This is a genomic window from Mesorhizobium dulcispinae (assembly GCF_033977345.1).
GTDB classification, from domain to species: Bacteria; Pseudomonadota; Alphaproteobacteria; order Rhizobiales; family Rhizobiaceae; genus Mesorhizobium; species Mesorhizobium dulcispinae.
In genome coordinates, this window is sequence record NZ_JAVIIY010000002.1 from 338,455 (window position 1) to 358,271 (window position 19,817).

At 63.5% G+C, this 19,817-nt stretch carries 28 protein-coding genes; all 28 read right to left on the bottom strand.

What is annotated here, in order from left to right; translation table 11 throughout:
* Positions 1-5: 5 nt before the first annotated feature.
* The 28 genes from RFN30_RS06285 to rplV all read right to left on the bottom strand — a co-directional run bounded on the left by RFN30_RS06285 (position 6) and on the right by rplV (position 19,816).
* Positions 6-992 carry an RluA family pseudouridine synthase gene (locus RFN30_RS06285; RefSeq protein ID WP_320261263.1) on the bottom strand — a complete coding sequence of 329 codons (987 nt, stop codon included), beginning with the start codon at positions 990-992 and terminating at the stop codon, positions 6-8.
* A 114-nt stretch (positions 993-1,106) separates the two neighbouring features.
* On the bottom strand, positions 1,107-1,472 hold the full coding sequence (locus RFN30_RS06290) for a DUF779 domain-containing protein (RefSeq protein WP_320261264.1): 366 nt from the start codon (positions 1,470-1,472) through the stop codon (positions 1,107-1,109).
* A gap of 64 nt (positions 1,473-1,536) precedes the next feature.
* A complete protein-coding gene (adh, locus tag RFN30_RS06295) occupies positions 1,537-3,054 on the bottom strand; it encodes an aldehyde dehydrogenase (RefSeq protein ID WP_320261265.1) in 1,518 nt (505 codons plus the stop codon).
* Between the two features lie 140 nt (positions 3,055-3,194).
* Positions 3,195-4,160, bottom strand: a complete 966-nt coding sequence (locus RFN30_RS06300) for a helix-turn-helix domain-containing protein (RefSeq protein WP_320261266.1) — start codon at positions 4,158-4,160, stop codon at positions 3,195-3,197.
* 155 nt (positions 4,161-4,315) lie between these two features.
* Positions 4,316-5,146 (bottom strand): aspartyl/asparaginyl beta-hydroxylase domain-containing protein, encoded by an 831-nt coding sequence (locus tag RFN30_RS06305; protein WP_320261267.1) that lies wholly within the window; start codon positions 5,144-5,146, stop codon positions 4,316-4,318.
* A 191-nt stretch (positions 5,147-5,337) separates the two neighbouring features.
* On the bottom strand, positions 5,338-6,645 hold the full coding sequence (locus RFN30_RS06310) for a replication-associated recombination protein A (protein WP_320261268.1): 1,308 nt from the start codon (positions 6,643-6,645) through the stop codon (positions 5,338-5,340).
* A 47-nt stretch (positions 6,646-6,692) separates the two neighbouring features.
* A complete protein-coding gene (locus RFN30_RS06315; RefSeq protein WP_320261269.1) occupies positions 6,693-8,186 on the bottom strand; it encodes a DegQ family serine endoprotease in 1,494 nt (497 codons plus the stop codon).
* 189 nt (positions 8,187-8,375) lie between these two features.
* On the bottom strand, positions 8,376-8,807 hold the full coding sequence (rplQ, locus tag RFN30_RS06320) for a 50S ribosomal protein L17 (RefSeq protein ID WP_320261270.1): 432 nt from the start codon (positions 8,805-8,807) through the stop codon (positions 8,376-8,378).
* Between the two features lie 104 nt (positions 8,808-8,911).
* The gene (locus RFN30_RS06325) at positions 8,912-9,922 is read right to left on the bottom strand and encodes a DNA-directed RNA polymerase subunit alpha (RefSeq protein ID WP_292117213.1); all 1,011 of its coding nucleotides are present in this window, start codon (positions 9,920-9,922) and stop codon (positions 8,912-8,914) included.
* A 99-nt stretch (positions 9,923-10,021) separates the two neighbouring features.
* Positions 10,022-10,411 carry a 30S ribosomal protein S11 gene (gene rpsK, locus RFN30_RS06330; RefSeq protein ID WP_006205444.1) on the bottom strand — a complete coding sequence of 130 codons (390 nt, stop codon included), beginning with the start codon at positions 10,409-10,411 and terminating at the stop codon, positions 10,022-10,024.
* Positions 10,412-10,536: 125 nt separating this feature from the next.
* On the bottom strand, positions 10,537-10,905 hold the full coding sequence (gene rpsM / locus RFN30_RS06335; RefSeq protein WP_027170351.1) for a 30S ribosomal protein S13: 369 nt from the start codon (positions 10,903-10,905) through the stop codon (positions 10,537-10,539).
* A 207-nt stretch (positions 10,906-11,112) separates the two neighbouring features.
* Positions 11,113-11,703: an adenylate kinase gene (locus RFN30_RS06340; protein ID WP_320261271.1), complete on the bottom strand. Its 591-nt coding sequence runs from the start codon at positions 11,701-11,703 to the stop codon at positions 11,113-11,115.
* Complete coding sequence (secY, locus tag RFN30_RS06345) at positions 11,700-13,040, bottom strand: preprotein translocase subunit SecY (RefSeq protein WP_278077411.1); 1,341 nt, start codon at positions 13,038-13,040, stop codon at positions 11,700-11,702. The genes RFN30_RS06340 and secY overlap by 4 nt, the downstream gene beginning before the upstream one ends.
* Before the next feature lie 191 nt (positions 13,041-13,231).
* Positions 13,232-13,705: a 50S ribosomal protein L15 gene (rplO, locus tag RFN30_RS06350; protein ID WP_320261272.1), complete on the bottom strand. Its 474-nt coding sequence runs from the start codon at positions 13,703-13,705 to the stop codon at positions 13,232-13,234.
* Between the two features lie 22 nt (positions 13,706-13,727).
* Complete coding sequence (gene rpmD / locus RFN30_RS06355) at positions 13,728-13,925, bottom strand: 50S ribosomal protein L30 (RefSeq protein WP_027170355.1); 198 nt, start codon at positions 13,923-13,925, stop codon at positions 13,728-13,730.
* A 25-nt stretch (positions 13,926-13,950) separates the two neighbouring features.
* A complete protein-coding gene (rpsE, locus tag RFN30_RS06360; RefSeq protein ID WP_040970386.1) occupies positions 13,951-14,520 on the bottom strand; it encodes a 30S ribosomal protein S5 in 570 nt (189 codons plus the stop codon).
* 77 nt (positions 14,521-14,597) lie between these two features.
* Entirely contained in the window at positions 14,598-14,960 is a 363-nt protein-coding gene (rplR, locus tag RFN30_RS06365) for a 50S ribosomal protein L18 (RefSeq protein WP_278077413.1), read from the bottom strand.
* 138 nt (positions 14,961-15,098) lie between these two features.
* The gene (rplF, locus tag RFN30_RS06370; protein WP_320261273.1) at positions 15,099-15,632 is read right to left on the bottom strand and encodes a 50S ribosomal protein L6; all 534 of its coding nucleotides are present in this window, start codon (positions 15,630-15,632) and stop codon (positions 15,099-15,101) included.
* A 90-nt stretch (positions 15,633-15,722) separates the two neighbouring features.
* On the bottom strand, positions 15,723-16,121 hold the full coding sequence (rpsH, locus tag RFN30_RS06375) for a 30S ribosomal protein S8 (protein WP_042642201.1): 399 nt from the start codon (positions 16,119-16,121) through the stop codon (positions 15,723-15,725).
* Positions 16,122-16,133: 12 nt separating this feature from the next.
* Positions 16,134-16,439, bottom strand: coding sequence for a 30S ribosomal protein S14 (gene rpsN / locus RFN30_RS06380; protein WP_059188495.1), 306 nt, complete (start codon positions 16,437-16,439; stop codon positions 16,134-16,136).
* Between the two features lie 26 nt (positions 16,440-16,465).
* Positions 16,466-17,044, bottom strand: coding sequence for a 50S ribosomal protein L5 (rplE, locus tag RFN30_RS06385; protein ID WP_059188494.1), 579 nt, complete (start codon positions 17,042-17,044; stop codon positions 16,466-16,468).
* Positions 17,037-17,351: a 50S ribosomal protein L24 gene (rplX, locus tag RFN30_RS06390; RefSeq protein ID WP_126054440.1), complete on the bottom strand. Its 315-nt coding sequence runs from the start codon at positions 17,349-17,351 to the stop codon at positions 17,037-17,039. Before rplX ends, rplE begins: the two co-directional genes overlap by 8 nt.
* 12 nt (positions 17,352-17,363) lie before the next feature.
* On the bottom strand, positions 17,364-17,732 hold the full coding sequence (gene rplN, locus RFN30_RS06395; protein WP_006205457.1) for a 50S ribosomal protein L14: 369 nt from the start codon (positions 17,730-17,732) through the stop codon (positions 17,364-17,366).
* Positions 17,733-17,804: 72 nt separating this feature from the next.
* Entirely contained in the window at positions 17,805-18,044 is a 240-nt protein-coding gene (gene rpsQ, locus RFN30_RS06400; RefSeq protein WP_059188492.1) for a 30S ribosomal protein S17, read from the bottom strand.
* A gap of 4 nt (positions 18,045-18,048) precedes the next feature.
* Complete coding sequence (gene rpmC / locus RFN30_RS06405) at positions 18,049-18,249, bottom strand: 50S ribosomal protein L29 (RefSeq protein ID WP_095807484.1); 201 nt, start codon at positions 18,247-18,249, stop codon at positions 18,049-18,051.
* A gap of 14 nt (positions 18,250-18,263) precedes the next feature.
* Positions 18,264-18,677: a 50S ribosomal protein L16 gene (rplP, locus tag RFN30_RS06410; protein WP_027170364.1), complete on the bottom strand. Its 414-nt coding sequence runs from the start codon at positions 18,675-18,677 to the stop codon at positions 18,264-18,266.
* A gap of 27 nt (positions 18,678-18,704) precedes the next feature.
* Positions 18,705-19,427, bottom strand: a complete 723-nt coding sequence (rpsC, locus tag RFN30_RS06415) for a 30S ribosomal protein S3 (protein ID WP_126084115.1) — start codon at positions 19,425-19,427, stop codon at positions 18,705-18,707.
* Entirely contained in the window at positions 19,427-19,816 is a 390-nt protein-coding gene (gene rplV / locus RFN30_RS06420) for a 50S ribosomal protein L22 (RefSeq protein WP_006205462.1), read from the bottom strand. Before rplV ends, rpsC begins: the two co-directional genes overlap by 1 nt.
* Position 19,817 lies beyond the last annotated feature (1 nt).

Below are 19,817 nucleotides of genomic sequence, written 5' to 3' on the forward strand. Positions count from 1 at the left end.
TTGGCTCAATTGTCGTCCTCCGCGCTCTGCTCGTCGAAGCCGAGCAGGTTCCAGCTCTGGCGCATATGCGGCGGCATCGGCGCCATCACGTCGATGACGCCCTGGTCGGGATGCGGGATGACGATGCGGCGCGCATGCAGATGCAGGCGGTTCTGGATGCCGCCCGGAAATTCCCAGTTGGTGTCGGCCTCGAAATATTTGGGATCGCCGATGATCGGGCAGCCGATATGGGCGGCGTGGACGCGCAGCTGGTGGGTGCGGCCGGTGTAAGGTTCCATCTCCAGCCAGGACAGCGACTGCGCCGCCTGCTCGACGACGCGGTAATAGGAAACGGCGTGGTCGGCGCCCTTCTCGCCATGCTTGGCAATGCGCACGCGGTCGCCGTCAGGCGTCGCCTCCTTGACCAGCCAGGTCGAGATCTTGTCTTCGCGCTTCGGCGGCACGCCTTTGACCAGCGCCCAGTAGGTCTTCTTGGTCTCGCGCGCCCGGAAGGCTTCCGACAACTTCATCGCGGCAAGGCGGGTGCGGGCAACGACCAGCACGCCGGAAGTGTCGCGGTCGAGCCGGTGGACAAGGCGCGGCTTCTCGCCCTTCTGGTTGCGCCAGGCCTCCAGCATGTCGTCGACATTGCGTGTGACGCCGGAGCCGCCCTGGACGGCCAAGCCCGCCGGCTTGTTGAAGACGAAGACTTTCGGGTCCTCGTGCAACAACATCTTGGCCAGCACATCCGCATCGCCCTGGTTGCGGATCGAATGGCCGGTGAGCGGGGCATCGCCCTTCTTGTCGACCTCGAGCGGCGGGATGCGCACGGTCTGTCCGGGCTCGACGCGCGTGTCGGCCTTCACCCGGCCGCCGTCGACGCGGACCTGGCCCGAGCGCAAGAGCTTCTGCAGATGGCCGAAGCCGAGGCCCGGATAATGGACCTTGAACCAGCGATCGAGCCGCATGCCCGCCTCGCCGGCCTCCACCGTGATCTGTTCAACACCTGCCATGACTTCGCTTTTCCGTTCGAAAGCGGCGCCATAGCACTAAGGCAGGCATCTTGCGAGCCAAAGGCCCAACAAAGCGCGAAGATTACCCCAATCGTCGCGGACTGATGGAACCAATCAGTTGTCGGAAGACGGCGCCTGCACGGCGCAGACCGTCGAGCGCGTCAGGAACCGTTTTTCACGGCCATTGTCGAGCGAGAACATGCCGCCCCTGCCCGGCACGACGTCGATGATGAGGTCCGTATGCTTCCAGGCCTCGAATTGCGAGGCGCTGATATAGACCGGCGTGTCGCCGATCTCGCCCAGCTTCACGTCGTTGTCGCCGACGATGAACTCGCCGCGCGGATAGCACATCGGCGAGGACCCGTCGCAGCAGCCGCCGGACTGGTGGAACAGCACCGGACCGTGATCGGCGATGATCTCAGCTAGCAGCGCCTCGGCCTCCGGGGTGGCCGAGACCTTGCCTAAGGATATCTTGTCCATCAGGACCTCCTTCGAGAGTGGGAGGGCACGACAGGCGTGCCCTCCCGCCTACCGCCCGGGAGGATCAGAAGAAGCCCAGCTTCTTCGGGCTGTAGCTGACCAGCATGTTCTTGGTCTGCTGGTAGTGGTCGAGCATCATCTTGTGCGTCTCGCGGCCGATGCCGGACTGCTTGTAACCGCCGAAAGCGGCGTGCGCGGGATAGGCGTGGTAGCAGTTTGTCCAGACTCGGCCGGCCTGGATGGCGCGGCCGAAGCGATAGCAGCGGTTCGCATCGCGGCTCCAGATGCCGGCGCCTAGGCCGTAAAGCGTGTCGTTTGCGATCGACAGCGCCTCGTCATCATCCTTGAAGGTGGTCACCGACACCACCGGGCCGAAAATCTCCTCCTGGAAGATGCGCATCTTGTTGTTGCCCTTGAACACGGTCGGCTTGACGTAATAGCCGCCGGCAAGGTCGCCCGGCAGATGGTTCTGCTCGCCGCCGGTGAGCACCTCGGCCCCTTCCTCGCGGCCGATGTCGAAGTAGGACAGGATTTTCTCCAGTTGCTCGCTCGAGGCCTGCGCGCCGATCATGGTGGCCGGATCGAGCGGGTCGCCCTGAACGATCGCCTCGACACGCCTCAAGGCGCGGTCGATGAACTTGTCGTAGATCTTCTCATGCACCAGCGCGCGGCTGGGGCACGTGCAGACCTCGCCCTGGTTGAGGGCGAACATGACGAAGCCCTCGATCGCCTTGTCGAAGAAGTCGTCATCCTCTTCCGTCACGTCCTGGAAGAAGATGTTGGGCGACTTGCCGCCGAGCTCCAGCGTCACCGGGATCAGGTTCTGCGAGGCATATTGCATGATCAGCCGGCCCGTCGTCGTCTCGCCGGTGAAGGCGATCTTGGCGATGCGGTTCGACGATGCCAGCGGTTTGCCGGCCTCGAGGCCAAAACCGTTGACGATGTTGAGCACGCCTTCCGGCAGAAGGTCGCCAATGAGGTCGGCCCAGAGCATGATCGTTGCCGGCGTCTGCTCGGCCGGCTTCAGCACCACGCAATTGCCGGCGGCGAGCGCGGGCGCCAGCTTCCAGCAGGCCATCAGCAGCGGAAAATTCCAGGGAATGATCTGGCCGACGACGCCGAGCGGCTCGTGGAAATGGTAGGCAACGGTGTCGTGGTCGATCTCGGAGATCGAGCCTTCCTGGCTGCGGAGCACGCCGGCGAAATAGCGGAAATGGTCGATGGCCAAAGGAAGGTCCGCCGCGGTCGTTTCGCGGATCGGCTTGCCGTTGTCCCAGGTCTCGGCAAGCGCCAACAGGTCGAGGTTCTCTTCCATGCGGTCGGCGATGCGATTGAGGGTCAGGGCGCGCTCCGCCGGGCTGGTCCTGCCCCAGGCATCCTTGGCCTTGTGCGCGGCATCGAGCGCTGCCTCGACGTCCGTCGCATCCGAGCGGGCGATCTCGCCCAGCGGACGGCCCGTAACCGGCGAGATGTTCTCGAAATACTTGCCGGAGTGCGGCGCCATCCATTTGCCGCCGATGAAGTTGTCGTAACGCTTGGCGAAGGGAACCTTGGCCGTGCGCGAAAATTCCACCTTGTTCATCACTTCCTCCCGAAGAAGCACGCCGCGGGATGCTGCGCGTCAGAAGGAAAGGGTTGCGGACGGGGTTCGGTTTGTCAGCCCGGGGCCGAGCGATTGCGACCGCCGGGTGTCGCAGAACTGCGACAGGTCAGATCATCAAATCAATGCGGGCGGCGGATGCTGAACCGGGCGAGCTTGCGATGCAGCGTCGCGCGCGAAATGCCGAGGTTTTGGGCGGCCGCCGAGACATTGCCGCCGGCGCGCGCCATCGCCCGCTGCAGCGCACCGCGCTCGGCATCGTCGAGGTCTTCCGCCTTAGCGGGATCGCCAAGGATATCGGCAGCCAGCAAGCCCTTGGCCAGGGTTTCGCGCGTTATGCCGAGCGCAAGGCGCACGGAGCGCGTCGCGCCGATCACCAGATCGTCCGAGTCGACGGCGATGAGCGCGCCGGCGCTGCGCTCGGCGACTGGGGCCAGGAGGATGCGGGCGCCGGAAAACACCATGCGGAAATTCTCGGCCTCGATGCGCCGCGCGGCATCGCCTACGGCAACGGCGATGAGCTGGACGAAGCCCTCCGTCAGGTCCGAGCGGCATGACGAGACGTCAAGCGCGGCGGCCAGATTGCCTTCGTGGTCATAGACTGGAGCCGTGGTGCAACTGAGGAGCGTGTTGCGGGAAAAGAAATGCTGGTCGCGGTGAATGGTCAACGCCCGCTGATCGGCAATGCAGGTGCCGATGCCGTTGGTGCCTTCGCTGTCCTCGCTCCAGACCGTGCCGGTCCACAGGCCCCATTCATCGAACGTCTCGTCATCGGCGACGGCGCCCCGCCGCTCCACCGGAATGCCGTCGCGGTCCGCCAGCATCACGCAGCAGCCGACGCCGCCGACCGCAAGATAAAGCCGGTTGAGGCTCGCCTCGGCGGCGCGGATCATTTGCTCCATGCGCTGCCGGGCGTCCCGCAGTTCGCCTTCAGTCAGCCGCCTTGGCGCCTTGCGTTCGGCGGGATCGAGATGGTGCAACTGCAGCGAGCGCCGCCATGAGGCGACCAGTGCCGAATGGGCCGCGTCGCTCCCGGCGATCGAGGCCTGGATATGATCCGCATGCACGGCCGATTGCCGTCCGATCAACCTAATCCTCCCGGGTGAGCGGAACCTCCTTCCGCTCCGTCGTTATGTTCACAGGAACATAACCGACACCTAGAGTTCTAAAGGTTGTGGTCCGCCAACGCCATAGGACGTTGGTTTAAGACGAGCTTCGGCCGAAGCTCCGGAGCCCCTACGGATCAGTTGGCCGGCGCCTTCTTCTGCTTGGACGAGCCGATCATCTTCCAGTTCTTGTAGAACATGGAATTGATGCGCTCGACGCTCACCGAGACGATGGCGAGAAGGCCGGCGATGAGGCCGGGGAATGGCGACGGACGGATGATGTCCATGAACACGCAGTAACGGCGCCCGTCATACTCGTTGACCGAACGGTGCAGCAGCGTGTCGTCAAAAATGTAGAGCGGATTGTCGTGCCAGTAATTCCTGGCGTTATTGCACTCAACGAAAATCTCGGCCTTCACCGGCAACAGATTGTAGAGGATGCGCAGGCTGAGCCGAAGAGGCCCGAAATGCCAGGACGTCGATTCCTTGCCCCTGAAGACCGAGACCGCGATGGTCTTGATGTATTTGAAGTCCTTGTTGAATTCCGCGACGTTGTCGATCTTGTGCTTGCCGTACCACTGATAGACATACATGCCGCGCCGGCCGGTGCCGAAATTGGCGTCGATATCGGCTATGATCTCGTCCTTGCGAGCCTTGAAGACGTCGAGAACCTCGTTGACCTCGCGCTGATAGTCTGCAGGAAACTGCTCCAGCTTCCATACGCCCGGGTTCCGGTAGCAAAGCAGGTCGACCAAAAGATTGAACGGCGACAGCAGCCAGGTGAAGATGCCGTTGCCGAGGAAATAGCCGCGGAACAAGGACAGATCCCTGTTCGTGTTGCGCAGCACGTCGATCAGACCGCAGACGATCCAGATCGTCGTCAGGATCGGGATGAAGTAAAAGCCGAGCGCGAGAAGCGGGACTGCGATCGTAGCCTGACGAAGGGTCTTACGGGTTTGCTTTGTCATAGTCTTTCGCGCGGGAGCGCGATCCTGTTCGCATGAGCCAAATCACGGCGACCCCCGTCAGCCGTGCGCCTTAATAGGATTTTTCCCACTGCTGCACAATCTGGATCAGGTTTGCCCACTCACGATTGCACCGGCATTTCGACTTTGATCGTCGTGCAGCGAAGCCGTCGGCCCGCCTGGCTGCGCAGCCGCTACTCCCGCTCTTTGCGCAGCTTTGCCCAGTAGTCCAGCCGCTTGCGGATATCGCGCTCGAAGCCGCGCTCCGGCGGATCGTAGAAATTGTGGCGGCCCATCTTTTCCGGGAAATAGTCCTGGCCGGAAAAGGCGTCGGGCTCGTCGTGGTCGTAGCGGTAGCCGGCGCCGTAATCCTCCTCTTTCATCAGCTTGGTCGGCGCGTTGAGGATGTGTTTGGGCGGCAGCAGCGAGCCGAACTCCTTGGCCGCTGCAGTCGCTGCCTTGAAGGCGGTGTAGACGGCGTTCGATTTCGGTGCCGTGGCGAGATAGACGGCGGCCTCGGCGAAGGCGAGCTCGCCCTCGGGAGAGCCGAGATAGTCATAGGCGTCCTTGGCGGCATTGGCGATGACCAGCGCCTGCGGATCGGCAAGCCCGATATCCTCCACCGCCATGCGCACCAGCCGGCGGCCGAGATAGAGCGGATCCTCGCCGGCGTCGAACATGCGGGCTAGATAGTAGAGCGCGGCGTCCGGGTCCGAGCCGCGCACCGATTTGTGCAAAGCCGAGATCAGATTGTAGTGGCCGTCCTGCCCTTTGTCGTAGATCGGCGCGCGGCGCTGGATGACGCGCTGCAGGCCCTCCGGCCCAAACACTTCGCGGGGCTTGGCGGCGCGCCAGACTTCCTCGGCGAGCGTCAGCGAGGCCCGGCCGTCGCCGTCGCTCATGCGGATCAGCATGGCGCGTGCCTCGTCATCGAGAGGCAGCGCCCTGCCCTCGGTCTCTTCAGCCCGCGCCAACAGTTTGGCGATGCTCTCCTCACCGAGTGAACGGAACACCAGGACACGCGCGCGGGACAAAAGCGCGGCGTTCAGCTCGAAGGATGGATTCTCTGTTGTAGCGCCGACCAGCACCACGGTACCGTCCTCCATGACGGGCAAGAAACCGTCCTGCTGAGCGCGATTGAAACGATGGATCTCGTCGACGAAGAGCAGCGTTTGCCGGCCGTTGGCGCGGCGCAGTTTTGCTGCCTCGAACACCTTCTTCAGGTCGGCGACGCCTGAAAACACCGCCGAGATCTGCTCGAAGGCAAGATGGGTCTCGCCCGCCAGCAGCCGCGCCACCGTCGTCTTGCCAGTACCGGGCGGACCCCAGAAGATCATCGAGCCGAGCGTGCCGGAATCGATCAGGCGCGTCAGCGCGCCGTCGGGTCCGGTCAGGTGCTCCTGGCCGACGACCTCGCCAAGGTTCTTCGGGCGCAAGCGGTCGGCCAGCGGCCGGCCTGGCGGCGCCTTCTCTGGTTCATCGGAACTGAACAGATCGGCCATGCTTGTCTTTTGGTTGGAGCGCGATCTTCAGAGATGGGAAGATCGCCTCAATAACGCAACACCTGGCGCAGTGTCTGCCCGCCGCGCTCCACGGTAAAGCGCCACCAGCGCGTATCCTGCTGAGCAATCTGTGCCAGGATCGCCGCCGTGTCGATGCTCGTGCCGTTCACCTCGCGCACTATATCGCCGGGCTGGAAGCCGAAATCGGCGGCCGGGGAATCGCGATTGATGTCGACCACGGTGACGCCCTTCAAATCGGTGCGCAGGCCGAGCCGCTGGGCGAGACGCGGCGACAATTCCGCCACCTTGGCACCGGCGAAGGGGCTTCGGCCATGCAGCGTCACCTCGGTCGGCTTGGCGCCTTCCGGCGCGCGCTCCAGCGCAATTTCCTGCGTCGCCTGCTGGCCTTTGCTCAGCACGGCGAAGGTCGCCTTGGAGCCGATCGACAACGTGGCCATGCGGTAGTCCAGCGCCTCGATGCTTTCGACCGGCGTGTTGTTGAGCGACAGCACGACATCGCCGGGCTTGATGCCGGCCTTGCCGGCGGGTCCCGCCGCATCGACCGACGAGACCAGCGCGCCGGTTGGCTTTTCCATGCCGAGCGATTCCGCGATCTGCGGCGTCACCGCCTCGAACTCGGCGCCGATATAGGGCCGCTCGAAGAAGTCGAGGCCGGCCTTGGCGGCGTCGGCGAAGGCGCGAACCATGTTCGACGGAATGGCGAAGCCGATGCCGATCGAGCCGCCGCTACGGCTATAGATCGCCGTGTTGATGCCGACCAGCTGGCCGCCCATGTTGATCAGCGCGCCGCCGGAATTGCCGGGATTGATGGCGGCATCGGTCTGGATGAAGTAGCCCGAATCCGAAACGCCGATATGGCTGCGCGCAAGCGCCGAAACAATGCCGCTGGTGGTGGTCTGGCCGACGCCGAAGGGGTTACCGATGGCCAGCACCAGGTCGCCGACCTCGAGCGCGTCGGAATCGCCGATGGCGATCACCGGAAACGGCTTGTCGGCCGCGATCTTGAGCACGGCGAGATCGAGCGTCTCGTCCTTGAGCATCACCTTGCTGGTGAATTCGCGCCCGTCGGCGGTCGCGACCTTCACCTCGTCGGCGTCCTTGATGACATGGTAGTTGGTGACGATGACGCCGCTCGGATCGACCAGCACACCGGAGCCGAGTGAGGATTGAGCGCGCGGCTGCGCGCGGCCGAAGAACTCCTCGAAGAAGGGATCGCCTTCGAAGGGGGACGTCACCTTGGCGGTCTGTGAAGCATAGACGTTGACCACGGCGGGCGCCGTCTGCTTGACCAGCGGCGCGAAGGAAAGCTGCACTTCCTCGCGGCCGAACGGCACGCGCTTGTCCGGGCCGGAGGTGGCGTTCTCGCCCTCGACACCGTGCAGCAGATCGGTCAGCACATCGGAGAGGCCAGGGTCGGCTGGCTTGGCGGCGTCCTCAGCCAATGCATGTCTCACTGCCGGTGCCGCGGCGAAAGCGGCAAGCGTGCAAACCGCAATGAGAAACAGCCGTTTGAAGTGCATTCCGAATCCTCCAGATCAGGCGCCATTGTCCCGACGATTGTGCAGAATGAAAGGCTAATGCACGGAAATCAGGCACTTGTCGCGCAAAAGCATGAGCTTGCCCGCGAAAATCCGCTCGCGCCGAAGCTCCGCCTTCAAAATGCAAAAGGGGCCCGCAGGCCCCTCGCAATCTCTTCCTAAGCCGAGGCCTTACGCGGCCGCGGCTTCCTCGTTGCCGCCTTCGGCCTCGAGGCGGGCGCGGTCGGCGGCGCCCTTGGCCGAGGTGTCGCGGTCGACGAATTCGATGACCGCCATCGCGGCATTGTCACCGTGGCGGAAGCCCGCCTTCATGATGCGCAGGTAACCGCCGTTGCGGTTGGCGTACCGCGGCGCAATCGTCTCGAACAGGCGCTTGACGACGCCCTCATTGCCGATCTGCGCGATCACCTGGCGGCGGGCGTGCAGGTCGCCGCGCTTGCCGAGCGTCACCAGCTTCTCGACGATCGGACGCAGGTCCTTCGCCTTCGGCAGAGTGGTGACGATCTGCTCGTGCTCGATCAGAGACACGGCGAGGTTGGCGAACATCGACTTGCGGTGGCTTACGCTGCGGGCGAAGCGACGGCCCTTGAAACCGTGGCGCATGGCTCTTTTCCTTCTTCAGTTGTTCAAGAGGCCACGGCCTCTGATGGTTTTCCGCATGACCGTCGGATCGAGCGGCTCGCGCCGCCGATCCTTGGAATTCATGCTCAATATTGGTCTTCGTAACGTTTTGCGAGGTCTTCGATGTTTTCCGGCGGCCAGTCCGGCACTTCCATGCCGAGGTGCAGGCCCATCGCCGCCAGCACTTCCTTGATCTCGTTCAGCGACTTGCGGCCGAAGTTCGGGGTGCGCAGCATCTCGGCTTCGGTCTTCTGGATCAGGTCGCCGATATAGACGATGTTGTCGTTCTTCAGGCAGTTGGCCGAACGCACCGAAAGCTCGAGCTCGTCGACCTTCTTGAGCAGCGCCGGGTTGAAGGCGAGCTCGGTGACGGCCTCGGTGGCGACTTCCTTCTGCGGCTCGTCGAAGTTGACGAACAGGCTGAGCTGATCCTGCAGGATGCGGGCGGCGAAAGCCACAGCGTCCTCGCCCGAGATCGAACCGTCGGTCTCGATCGTCATGGTCAGCTTGTCATAGTCGAGAACCTGGCCCTCGCGGGTGTTCTCGACCTTATAGGAGACCTTCTTGACCGGCGAGTAGAGGCTGTCGACCGGGATCAGGCCGATCGGCGCGTCCTCGGCGCGGTTGCGCTCGGCCGGCACATAGCCCTTGCCGGTGTCGACGGTGAACTCCATGCGGATCTCCGCACCCTCGTCCAGCGTGCAGATGACGTGGTCGGGGTTGAGGATCTCGACGTCGCCGACGGTCTGGATGTCGCCGGAGAGCACGGCACCCGGGCCCTGCTTGCGCACGACCATGCGCTTGGGACCATCGCCTTCCATGCGGATGGCGATTTCCTTGATGTTGAGCACGATATCGGTCACGTCCTCGCGCACGCCGGCGATGGACGAGAACTCGTGCAGCACGCCGTCGATCTGCACGGCGGTGACGGCCGCGCCGCGCAGCGAAGACAGAAGCACGCGCCGCAGCGCGTTGCCGAGGGTAAGGCCGAAGCCGCGTTCGAGCGGCTCGGCCACCAGCGTGGTCAGCGTCTTCTTCTTCGACGAGAACTCGATCTTGTTCGGCTTGATCAGTTCCTGCCAGTTTTTCTGGATCATTGTGTCTTCCTTCCTTTGACCCGCCACCATCCAATCGTGGCGGGCAGCCTGGAATTGCCGTGGAGGAGCGCCTCGGCGCTCACGCGGCGTTCAAAAATATTAGACGCGGCGCTTCTTGCGCGGGCGGCAGCCATTGTGCGGGATCGGCGTCACGTCACGGATCGAGGTGATGGTGAAGCCGGCTGCCTGCAGGGCGCGCAGCGCCGATTCGCGACCGGAGCCGGGTCCGCAGACCTCGACCTCGAGCATGCGCATGCCGTGTTCCTGGGCCTTCTTGGCAACGTCCTCAGCAGCCATCTGGGCGGCGAACGGGGTCGACTTGCGCGAACCCTTGAAGCCCTGGGCGCCGGCCGACGACCAGGCAATCGAATTGCCCTGCGCGTCGGTGATGGTGATCATCGTGTTGTTGAAGGTCGAATTGACGTGGGCAACGCCCGACGAGATGTTCTTGCGTTCGCGACGGCGAACACGAGCGGCTTCCTTGGCCATGGTAGTCCTTTCAGTTGATCTCTACACCGCCGTAATGCCAGCGGCTCCACCTTTGAGAGCGAGTAGTGAGTAGGGAATAGCGAATAGGGACCCCTACTCGCTAATAGCTACTCGCTATTCGCTCATTACTTCTTCTTGCCGGCGATCGCCTTGGCCGGGCCCTTGCGGGTGCGCGCATTGGTATGCGTGCGCTGGCCGCGGACCGGCAGCGAGCGGCGGTGACGCAGGCCGCGATAGCAGCCGAGGTCCATGAGCCGCTTGATGTTCATCGAGACTTCGCGGCGCAGGTCGCCTTCGACCTGGTAGTCGCGGTCGATCGTCTCGCGGATCTGCAGCACTTCCGCGTCGGTCAGCTGATTGACGCGGCGGTCAGCCGGGATGCCGACCTTGTCGACGATCTCCTGGGCAAACTTCTTGCCGATGCCGTGAATGTACTGAAGCGCAATGACGACGCGCTTGTTGGTCGGAATGTTGACGCCGGCTATACGAGCCATTTCTTCTCATCTCCATATGGGCCGGACAAGCCGGCGCGATCTAAGTTGCCCCGCGTCCGGTGGAGGCCGGCCCTTGCGGGAGTTTCCTGGTTCAAAACGACTGCCCTGCCCTTGCGGGCAAGCAAAGTCCATGCCTGACAGGAAGACGGGCCGCCATACCCCAACGGCTCCTTCCAGTCAAGCGCAATCTCTGCTTGTCGGAACGGCCTACTTCGCCGTCGCCGCCAGCACGCCCTCGATCTCCGCGGTCACCGCGTCGATGCTGGCCATGCCGTCGACGGTCTTCAGCCTGCCTTTGGCATAATAGTAGCCTGTCAGCGGCGCCGTCTTCTTGTAGTATTCGCGCAGGCGCTCCTCGAACACCGCCGGATTGTCGTCCTTGCGCACCGGCTGGCCGGCGGCCTTGGCGTCCTCGGCCCGCTTGACGATTCGCCCGACCAGCGCCTTGTCGTCGACGACGAGCTCGATGACGCTGTCCAGCGCGATGTTGCGCTCCGAAAGCATCGCTTCCACGGCGTCGGCCTGCACCAGCGTGCGCGGATACCCGTCGAGGATGAAGCCTCTGGCGCAATCGGGCTGGTCGATCCGCTCGGCGACGATCGCGTTGACGATCGCGTCGGAGACCAGCTCACCGGCATCCATCACCGCCTTGGCCCGCTTGCCGACCTCGGTTCCGGCTTGGACGGCGGCACGCAGCATGTCACCCGTCGAAAGCTGGGGTATGCCGTGTTTGTCTACCAGTCTTTGTGCTTGCGTCCCCTTGCCCGCTCCTGGCGGCCCAAGCAATATCAGCCTCATCTGCTCCTCTTCCCCCCGCGCAACTTCGACTTCTTGATCAGGCCCTCATACTGGTGCGCGATCAGGTGACCCTGAATCTGCGCCACCGTGTCGAGCGTGACACTGACCACGATCAGAAGCGATGTGCCACCGAGGTAGAAAGGTACGCCAGTCGCTGAAATCAGGAACTCAGGCAGCAGACACACCAGCACCAGGTAGACAGCGCCGATGACGGTGATACGCGTCAGAACATAGTCGATATATTCGGCGGTGCGCTCGCCCGGCCGGTAGCCAGGGATGAAGCCGGAATGCTTCTTGAGCTGGTCGGCCGTATCCTTCGGGTTGAAGACGATCGCCGTGTAGAAGAAGGCGAAGAAGATGATCATCGCCGCGTAGAACGCCATGTAGAGCGGCTGGCCGTGACCGAGCGAGGCCAGAACCGTGCTTGCCCAGGCCGGCAGGTTGGTCGTCTGCGAGAAACCGGCGACCGTTGCCGGCAGAAGCAGCAGCGACGAAGCGAAGATCGGCGGGATGACGCCCGAGGTGTTGAGCTTCAGCGGCAGGTGCGAGGTATCGCCCTGGAACATGCGGTTGCCGACCTGTCGCTTCGGATACTGGATGAGCAGGCGCCGCTGGGCTCGCTCGAAGAAGACGATGACGCCGATGACGACAACGGCGAGCACGATGATCGCCAGAATGAGGCTGGTGGACAGTGCGCCGGTGCGGCCGAGTTCCAGCGTGCCGGAAATGGCGCGCGGCAGGCCGGCGACGATGCCCGAGAAGATGATCAGCGAAATGCCGTTGCCGATGCCGCGCGCGGTGATCTGCTCGCCGAGCCACATCAGGAACATGGTGCCGCCGACCAACGTGACCACCGTCGAGATGCGGAAGAACATGCCGGGATCGTTGACGATGCCGTTGCCGCCCTCGAGGCCGATCGAAATGCCGTAGGCCTGCACCAGGGCGAGCAGCACGGTGCCGTAGCGCGTGTACTGGTTGATGATCTTGCGGCCCTGCTCGCCTTCCTTCTTCAGCGATTCCAGCGAGGGGATGACCGAGGTCATCAGCTGCATGATGATGGAGGCGGAGATGTAGGGCATGATGCCGAGCGCGAAGATCGCCATGCGCTGCACGGCGCCGCCGGCGAACATGTTGAACATGCCGAGCACGCCCTTGCTCTGCGAGGAGAAGGCGTGCGCGAAAGCGTCGGGATTGATGCCGGGAAGCGGGATGTAGGTGCCGAGGCGGTAGACGAGCAGCGCGCCGATGGTGAACCAGATGCGCTTCTTCAGATCCTCGGCCTTGGCGAAGGCCGCAAAATTCAGATTTGAGGCTAGTTGTTCAGCAGCCGAAGCCATGCCTGATTCTCCGCTAGATCACGCTCGATGCCCGCAGCTCAGGCGGCGCGTGTCACCGAAGCCCACGAGATAAGCTCCGGACCGTCAACATGCAAGCGGCCGCGTTGACGCGGCCGCCTAATTGATCAGATCAGAACGCGGATGGGCGGCAAAAACGAAGTCATTCCCGCCGGTCGCGCTTCAAATCGCCGTTACTCGGCGGCGGCCGCTTCCGGCAGCTTCACCGAACCGCCGGCCTTCTCGATCTTCTCGATCGCGGCCTTCGAGGCGCCGGCGACGTCGAAGTTGAGCTTGGCCTTGAGCTCGCCATCGGAGAGCACGCGCACGCCGTCCTTGGCGCGGCGGATGACGCCGGCAGCGATCAGGGCCTCGGCCGTCACGGTTTCCTTGGCGTCGAGCTTCTTGGCGTCGATGGCAGCCTGGATGCGGGCGAGCGACACGACGGTGAAGCTCTTGCCGAACAGGTTGTTGAAGCCGCGCTTCGGCAGGCGCCGGTAGAGCGGCATCTGGCCGCCCTCGAAGCCGTTGATGGCGACGCCGGAGCGCGCCTTCTGGCCCTTGACGCCGCGACCGGCGGTCTTGCCCGAGCCGGAGCCGATGCCGCGACCGAGGCGCTTCCTGGAGTGCGTGGCGCCGTCCTTGTCACGCAGATCGTTGAGTTTCATATTTCTTCTCCTGCGCTTCCGTTCAGGCCTCGTCCACGACGCGGACGAGGTGCTGGACGGCGGCGATCATGCCGCGCACCGAAGGGGTATCTTCCAGCGTGCGCCGCTTGTGCATCTTGTTGAGGCCGAGGCCGACCAGCGTCGCGCGCTGCTCCTTCGGCCGGCGGATCGGCGAACCGATCTGCTCGACGGTGATGGTCTTGGTAGCTTTCTTGGCCATGGTCGAAATCCCTGGTCAGCGTCGACTATTCTTCAGCCGCGACGGCGGTGCCGCGGCGGGCCTGAAGGGTCGAGTACTTGATGCCGCGCGCAGCAGCCACATCCTTCGGATGCATCTGGCTCTTCAGCGCGTCGAAGGTGGCGCGAACCATGTTGTAGGGGTTCGACGACCCCATCGACTTGGCGACCACGTCATGCATGCCGAGCGTTTCGAAGACAGCGCGCATCGGGCCGCCCGCGATGATGCCGGTACCCTGCTTGGCGGCGCGCAGCAGAACGCGTCCGGCGCCCCAGCGGCCCTCGACGTCGTGATGCAGCGTGCGGCCCGAGCGCAGCGGCACGAAGATCATGTCGCGCTTGGCCGACTCGGTCGCCTTGCGGATCGCCTCCGGCACTTCACGCGCCTTGCCGTGGCCGAAGCCGACGCGGCCCTTCTGGTCGCCGACGACGACGAGCGCGGCAAAGCCGAAGCGACGGCCGCCCTTCACCACCTTGGCGACGCGGTTGATGTGAACGAGCTTGTCCACGAAGCCGTCGTCGCGCTCTTCACGCTCACGTTCGCGGCCGCGGCCGCCTTCCCTACGTTCCTGTGCCATATCCTAGTCCTTGTTCTTTTCCGGAAGCACGGGGTTGCTGTTTGCCGGAGCCTCTATTGGACGCCGGCGGTTAAAAATCAGAAACTGAGACCGCCTTCGCGGGCAGCCTCGGCCAGCGCCTTGACGCGGCCGTGATAGATGTACGGGCCGCGGTCGAAGACGACTTCCTTGACGCCGGCCTTCGAAGCGCGCTCAGCGATGAGCTTGCCGACGGCGGCGGCGGCAGCGGTGTCGGCGCCGGTCTTGAGCGAACCCTTGAGGTCCTTCTCCAGGGTCGAGGCGGCGGCCAGCGTGTGGCCCTTCGCGTCGTCGATGACCTGGACGTAGATGTGCTTCGAGGTGCGGTGCACCGAAAGCCGCGGACGCTCGCCGGCGACCTTCTTCAGCTGACGGCGCACGCGCTGCGCGCGGCGCTGGGTGGTTTCCTTGGGACTAGCCATAATGTCTGTTCCTTGCCTTCAGAAAACGGGGGCAACCCTGTGCGGTAGGCCAAGCCTCCCGCGGCCGCTCCCCGCGGCGTTACACTTCTCTGGCTTGGTCCTTTCCGAAAAGTCTGCAACTTTTCGGGGCCAAGCCTATTACTTCTTCTTGCCTTCCTTGCGGACGATCCGCTCGTCGGCATAGCGCACGCCCTTGCCCTTATAAGGCTCCGGACCGCGATATTCGCGGATCTCGGCGGCGACCTGGCCGACCTGCTGCTTGTCGATGCCCGACACCGTGATTTCGGTCGGCTTCGGCACGGCGATCGTGATGCCCTGCGGGGTCTCATAGACCACGTCGTGGCTGAAGCCGAGCGCGAGCTGCAGGTTCTTGCCCTGCATGGCGGCGCGGTAGCCGACGCCGGTGATCTCGAGCTTCTTCTCGAAGCCGTCCTTCACGCCCTGCAGGATGTTAACGATCTGCGTGCGCGACATGCCCCATTTGGAACGGGCGGTCTTGGTCTGGTCGCGCGGCTCGACCGAAATCTCGGCGCCTTCCATCTTGACCAGCACTTCGTCGTTCACCACGAACTTCAGCTCGCCCTTGGGGCCCTTCGCCGTCACGGTCTGGCCGTTGACGGTCGCGGTCACGCCCTGGGGCAGCGAAACGGGTTTCTTTCCGATACGAGACATTTTGTTGTCCTCGTCACTTCTTTCGTTTCAGGTTCCAGTTCCCGGGCGCGATCCCGAGAACCGAAGCCCATTTCTCAATGTCATGCCGGATCAGAAGATCTGGCAGAGGATCTCGCCACCGACATTCTGCTCGCGCGCTTCGTGGTCGGCCATGACGCCCTTCGGCGTCGAAAGGATGGCGATGCCGAGGCCGTTGGCGACCTGCGGGATCGACTTGGCCGAGACATAGACGCGGCGGCCGGGCTTCGAGACGCGCTCGATTTCGCGCACGACCGGAGCACCGTCGAAATACTTCAGCTCGATCTCGATTTCCGACTTGCCGTTCTCGAAGTCGGTCTGGCTGTAGTCGCGAATATAGCCTTCCGACTTCAGCACTTCGAGGACGCGGGCGCGCAGACGCGAGGCCGGAGTCGAGACGCTCGACTTCTTGCGGCCATAGGCGTTGCGGATGCGGGTCAGCATATCGCCGAGAGGATCGCTCAATGACATCTCAGTGTCTCCTTACCAGCTCGACTTGACCAGGCCCGGGATCTGGCCGTTGTTGCCCAGATCGCGAAGCGCGATACGCGAAAGCTTGAGCTTGCGATAGTAGGCGCGCGGACGGCCAGTGACTTCGCAGCGGTTGCGGATACGGATCTTGGCCGAGTTGCGCGGCAGCGCCGAAAGCTTCAACTGGGCGCGGAAACGCTCTTCCATCGGCTTGGACTGATCCATGACGATGTCCTTGAGCGCCTTGCGCTTGGCGGCGTACTGGCCGGCAAGCTTGCGGCGCCGGTTGTTCTTCTCGACTGAGCTGGTCTTTGCCATTTCAGATTTTTCCTTTTTCGCTGCCGTTACTGGCGGAAGGGGAAGTTGAAGGCCTTGAGCAGCGCCCTGGCCTCGTCGTCCGTCTTCGCCGTCGTACAAACGATGACGTCCATGCCCCAGACCTGATCAACCTTGTCGTAGTTGATCTCCGGGAACACGATGTGCTCCTTGATGCCCATGGCGTAGTTGCCACGGCCATCAAAGCTCTTCGGGTTCAGTCCGCGGAAGTCGCGAACGCGCGGCAGCGCGATGTTCACGAGGCGGTCGAGGAACTCGTACATGCGTTCCTTGCGCAGCGTGACCTTGGCGCCGATCGGCATGTTCTCGCGCACCTTGAAGCCCGCGATCGAGTTGCGGGCGCGGGTGACGACGGCCTTCTGGCCGGCGATCAGCGCGAGGTCCTCGGCCGCGACCGAGGGCTTCTTGGAATCGCCGGTCGCCTCGCCGACGCCCATGTTCAGCACGATCTTGTCGATGCGCGGAACCTGCATCTCATTGTCGTAGCCGAACTGCTCCTGCAGCGCCTTGCGGATGGTCTCCTGATAGACCTTCTTGAGGCGTGGCTCGTTCTTGGCAGTTGCCTGCTTGGTTTCAGCCTTAGCCATTGATGACTTCTCCCGAACGCTTGGCGACGCGCACCTTCTTGCCGTCCTTCTGGATGGTGAAGCCGACGCGGGTCGGCTTGCCGTCCTTGGGGTCGGCCAGCGCGATGTTCGACAGGTGGATCGGCGCTTCCTTGGTGATGATCCCGCCCTCTTGGGACTGGGTCTGCTTCTGGTGACGGCGAATGAGGTTCACGCCGCGAACGAGCGCGGTGTCTTCCTTCGGCTGCACCGACAGGACTTCGCCCGAACGGCCCTTGTCCTTGCCGGCAAGCACGACAACCTTGTCGCCTTTTCTGATCTTTTGCATTGGTCCGGCTCCTTACAGCACTTCAGGCGCGAGCGAGATGATCTTCATGTGGTTCTTGGCGCGAAGCTCGCGCGGAACCGGCCCGAAGATACGCGTGCCGATCGGTTCTTTCTTGTTGTCGACGAGAACGGCCGCGTTCTTGTCGAAACGGATCACGCTGCCGTCCGGGCGGCGGATGTCCTTGGCCGTGCGAACCACGACCGCCTTCATCACGTCGCCCTTCTTAACGCGGCCGCGCGGGATCGCTTCCTTGATCGACACCACGATGATGTCGCCGACGGAGGCATACTTCCGCTTCGAGCCGCCCAGCACCTTGATGCACATGACACGACGGGCGCCGGAGTTGTCCGCGACGTCGAGGTTTGTTTGCATCTGAATCATGACTGGCCGCCTTCTTCTTTTCTAACGGGACGGGCTCGAAGCCCCTCCCCGGTCTGTCCAAAATTCGTTTGTTTACGCCTGGTCCGAGGTGACGACGATCCAGCGCTTGTCCTTCGAAATCGGCTTCGATTCCTGGATGAACACCTGGTCGCCGACCTTGTGGGCGTTGTTCTCGTCATGCGCCTTGTACTTCTTGGTCAGGCGCACGGTCTTCTTCATCACGGGATGCGTGAAGCGCCGCTCGACCTTGACGACGACCGTCTTCTCGTTCTTGTCGCTGACGACGGTGCCCTGCAGAATGCGCTTTGGCATGGTCTTAACCCTTCTTGGCCGCGGCTTTTTCCGCGGCGATGGTCTTGATGCGCGCAATGTCCCTGCGGACCTGCTTCACGCGCGCGGTCTTTTCGAGCTGGCCGGTGGCCTTCTGGAAGCGCAGGTTGAACTGCTCCTTCTTCAGGCTGGCCAGGTCGTCGGTCAGCTGATCCTGGGTCTTGGTCCGGATGTCTTCGGCTTTCATGGTTCAGCCCGTCCTTATTCTGCGATGCGCTGTACGAAGCGCGTCTTGACCGAGAGCTTGGCGGCGCCGAGGCGCAGCGCCTCACGCGCGGTCTCCTCGCTGACGCCGTCGATCTCGAACATGATGCGGCCAGGCTTGACGCGCGCCGCCCAATAGTCGACGGCGCCCTTGCCCTTACCCATGCGCACTTCGGTCGGCTTCGAGGTGACCGGCAGATCCGGGAACACCCGGATCCAGACGCGGCCGGCGCGCTTCATCTCGCGAGTGATCGCGCGGCGGGCCGCCTCGATCTCGCGCGCGGTGACGCGGTTCGGCTCAAGCGCCTTCAGCCCGAAACCGCCGAAATCCAGATTGGTGCCGCCCTTGGCGGTACCGTGGATACGGCCCTTGAACTGCTTGCGGAACTTTGTGCGCTTTGGCTGCAGCATCGTTCTAACTCCAAATTCTCAAATGTCTCAGGCGTTCTCGCGACGACGACCGCGCTCGCGCTCGCCGGCGGCACCTGCATGATCGCCCTCGGTGGCGCGACGCTCGGAGGCCATCGGGTCATGCTCGAGGATCTCGCCCTTGAACACCCACACTTTGACGCCGCAGATGCCGTAAGCCGTGTTCGCCTCGGCAACGCCGTAGTCGACGTCGGCGCGCAGCGTGTGCAGCGGCACGCGGCCTTCGCGGTACCACTCCATGCGCGCGATTTCGGCGCCGCCGAGACGGCCGGAGCAGTTGATGCGGATGCCTTCGGCGCCGAGACGCATGGCCGACTGAACGGCACGCTTCATGGCGCGGCGGAACGCGATGCGGCGCTCGAGCTGCTGGGCGATCGACTGGGCGATCAGCGTGGCGTCGATTTCCGGCTTGCGCACTTCAACGATGTTGAGGTGCGTCTCGGACTTCGTCATCTCCATCAGCTTCTTGCGAAGCTTCTCGATGTCGGCGCCCTTCTTGCCGATGATGAGGCCCGGACGCGCGGCATGGATGGTGACGCGGCACTTCTTGTGCGGACGCTCGATCACGACCTTGGAGATCGCGGCCTGCTTGAGTTCCTTCTCAAGATACTTGCGGATCTTGATGTCCTCATGCAGCAGCTGGCCGTACTCGCCGGTGTTCGCGAACCAGCGCGAATCCCAGGTGCGGTTGATGCCGAGACGCAGCCCGATCGGATTGACTTTCTGGCCCATTATGCGGCCTCCCCTTTTTCCTCGACTTCACGAACGACGATCGTGAGGTGCGAGAACGGCTTCTCGATACGGCTGGCGCGACCGCGGCCACGAGCGTGGAAGCGCTTCATGACGATCGACTTGCCGACATAGGCTTCCGCCACGATCAGCGCGTCGACATCCAGGTCGTGATTGTTTTCCGCGTTGGCGATCGCCGACTCCAGCGTCTTCTTGACCGTGCCGGAAATCCGCTTGGCCGAGAATTCGAGGTCGGAAAGCGCTGTCGCGACCTTCTTGCCGCGGATCAGCGCGGCAACCAGGTTCAGCTTCTGCGGGCTGATACGGATCGTGCGCAGAACGGCGCGCGCCTCGTTGTCAGCAAGCCTGCGCGGAGCTTTGGCCTTGCCCATG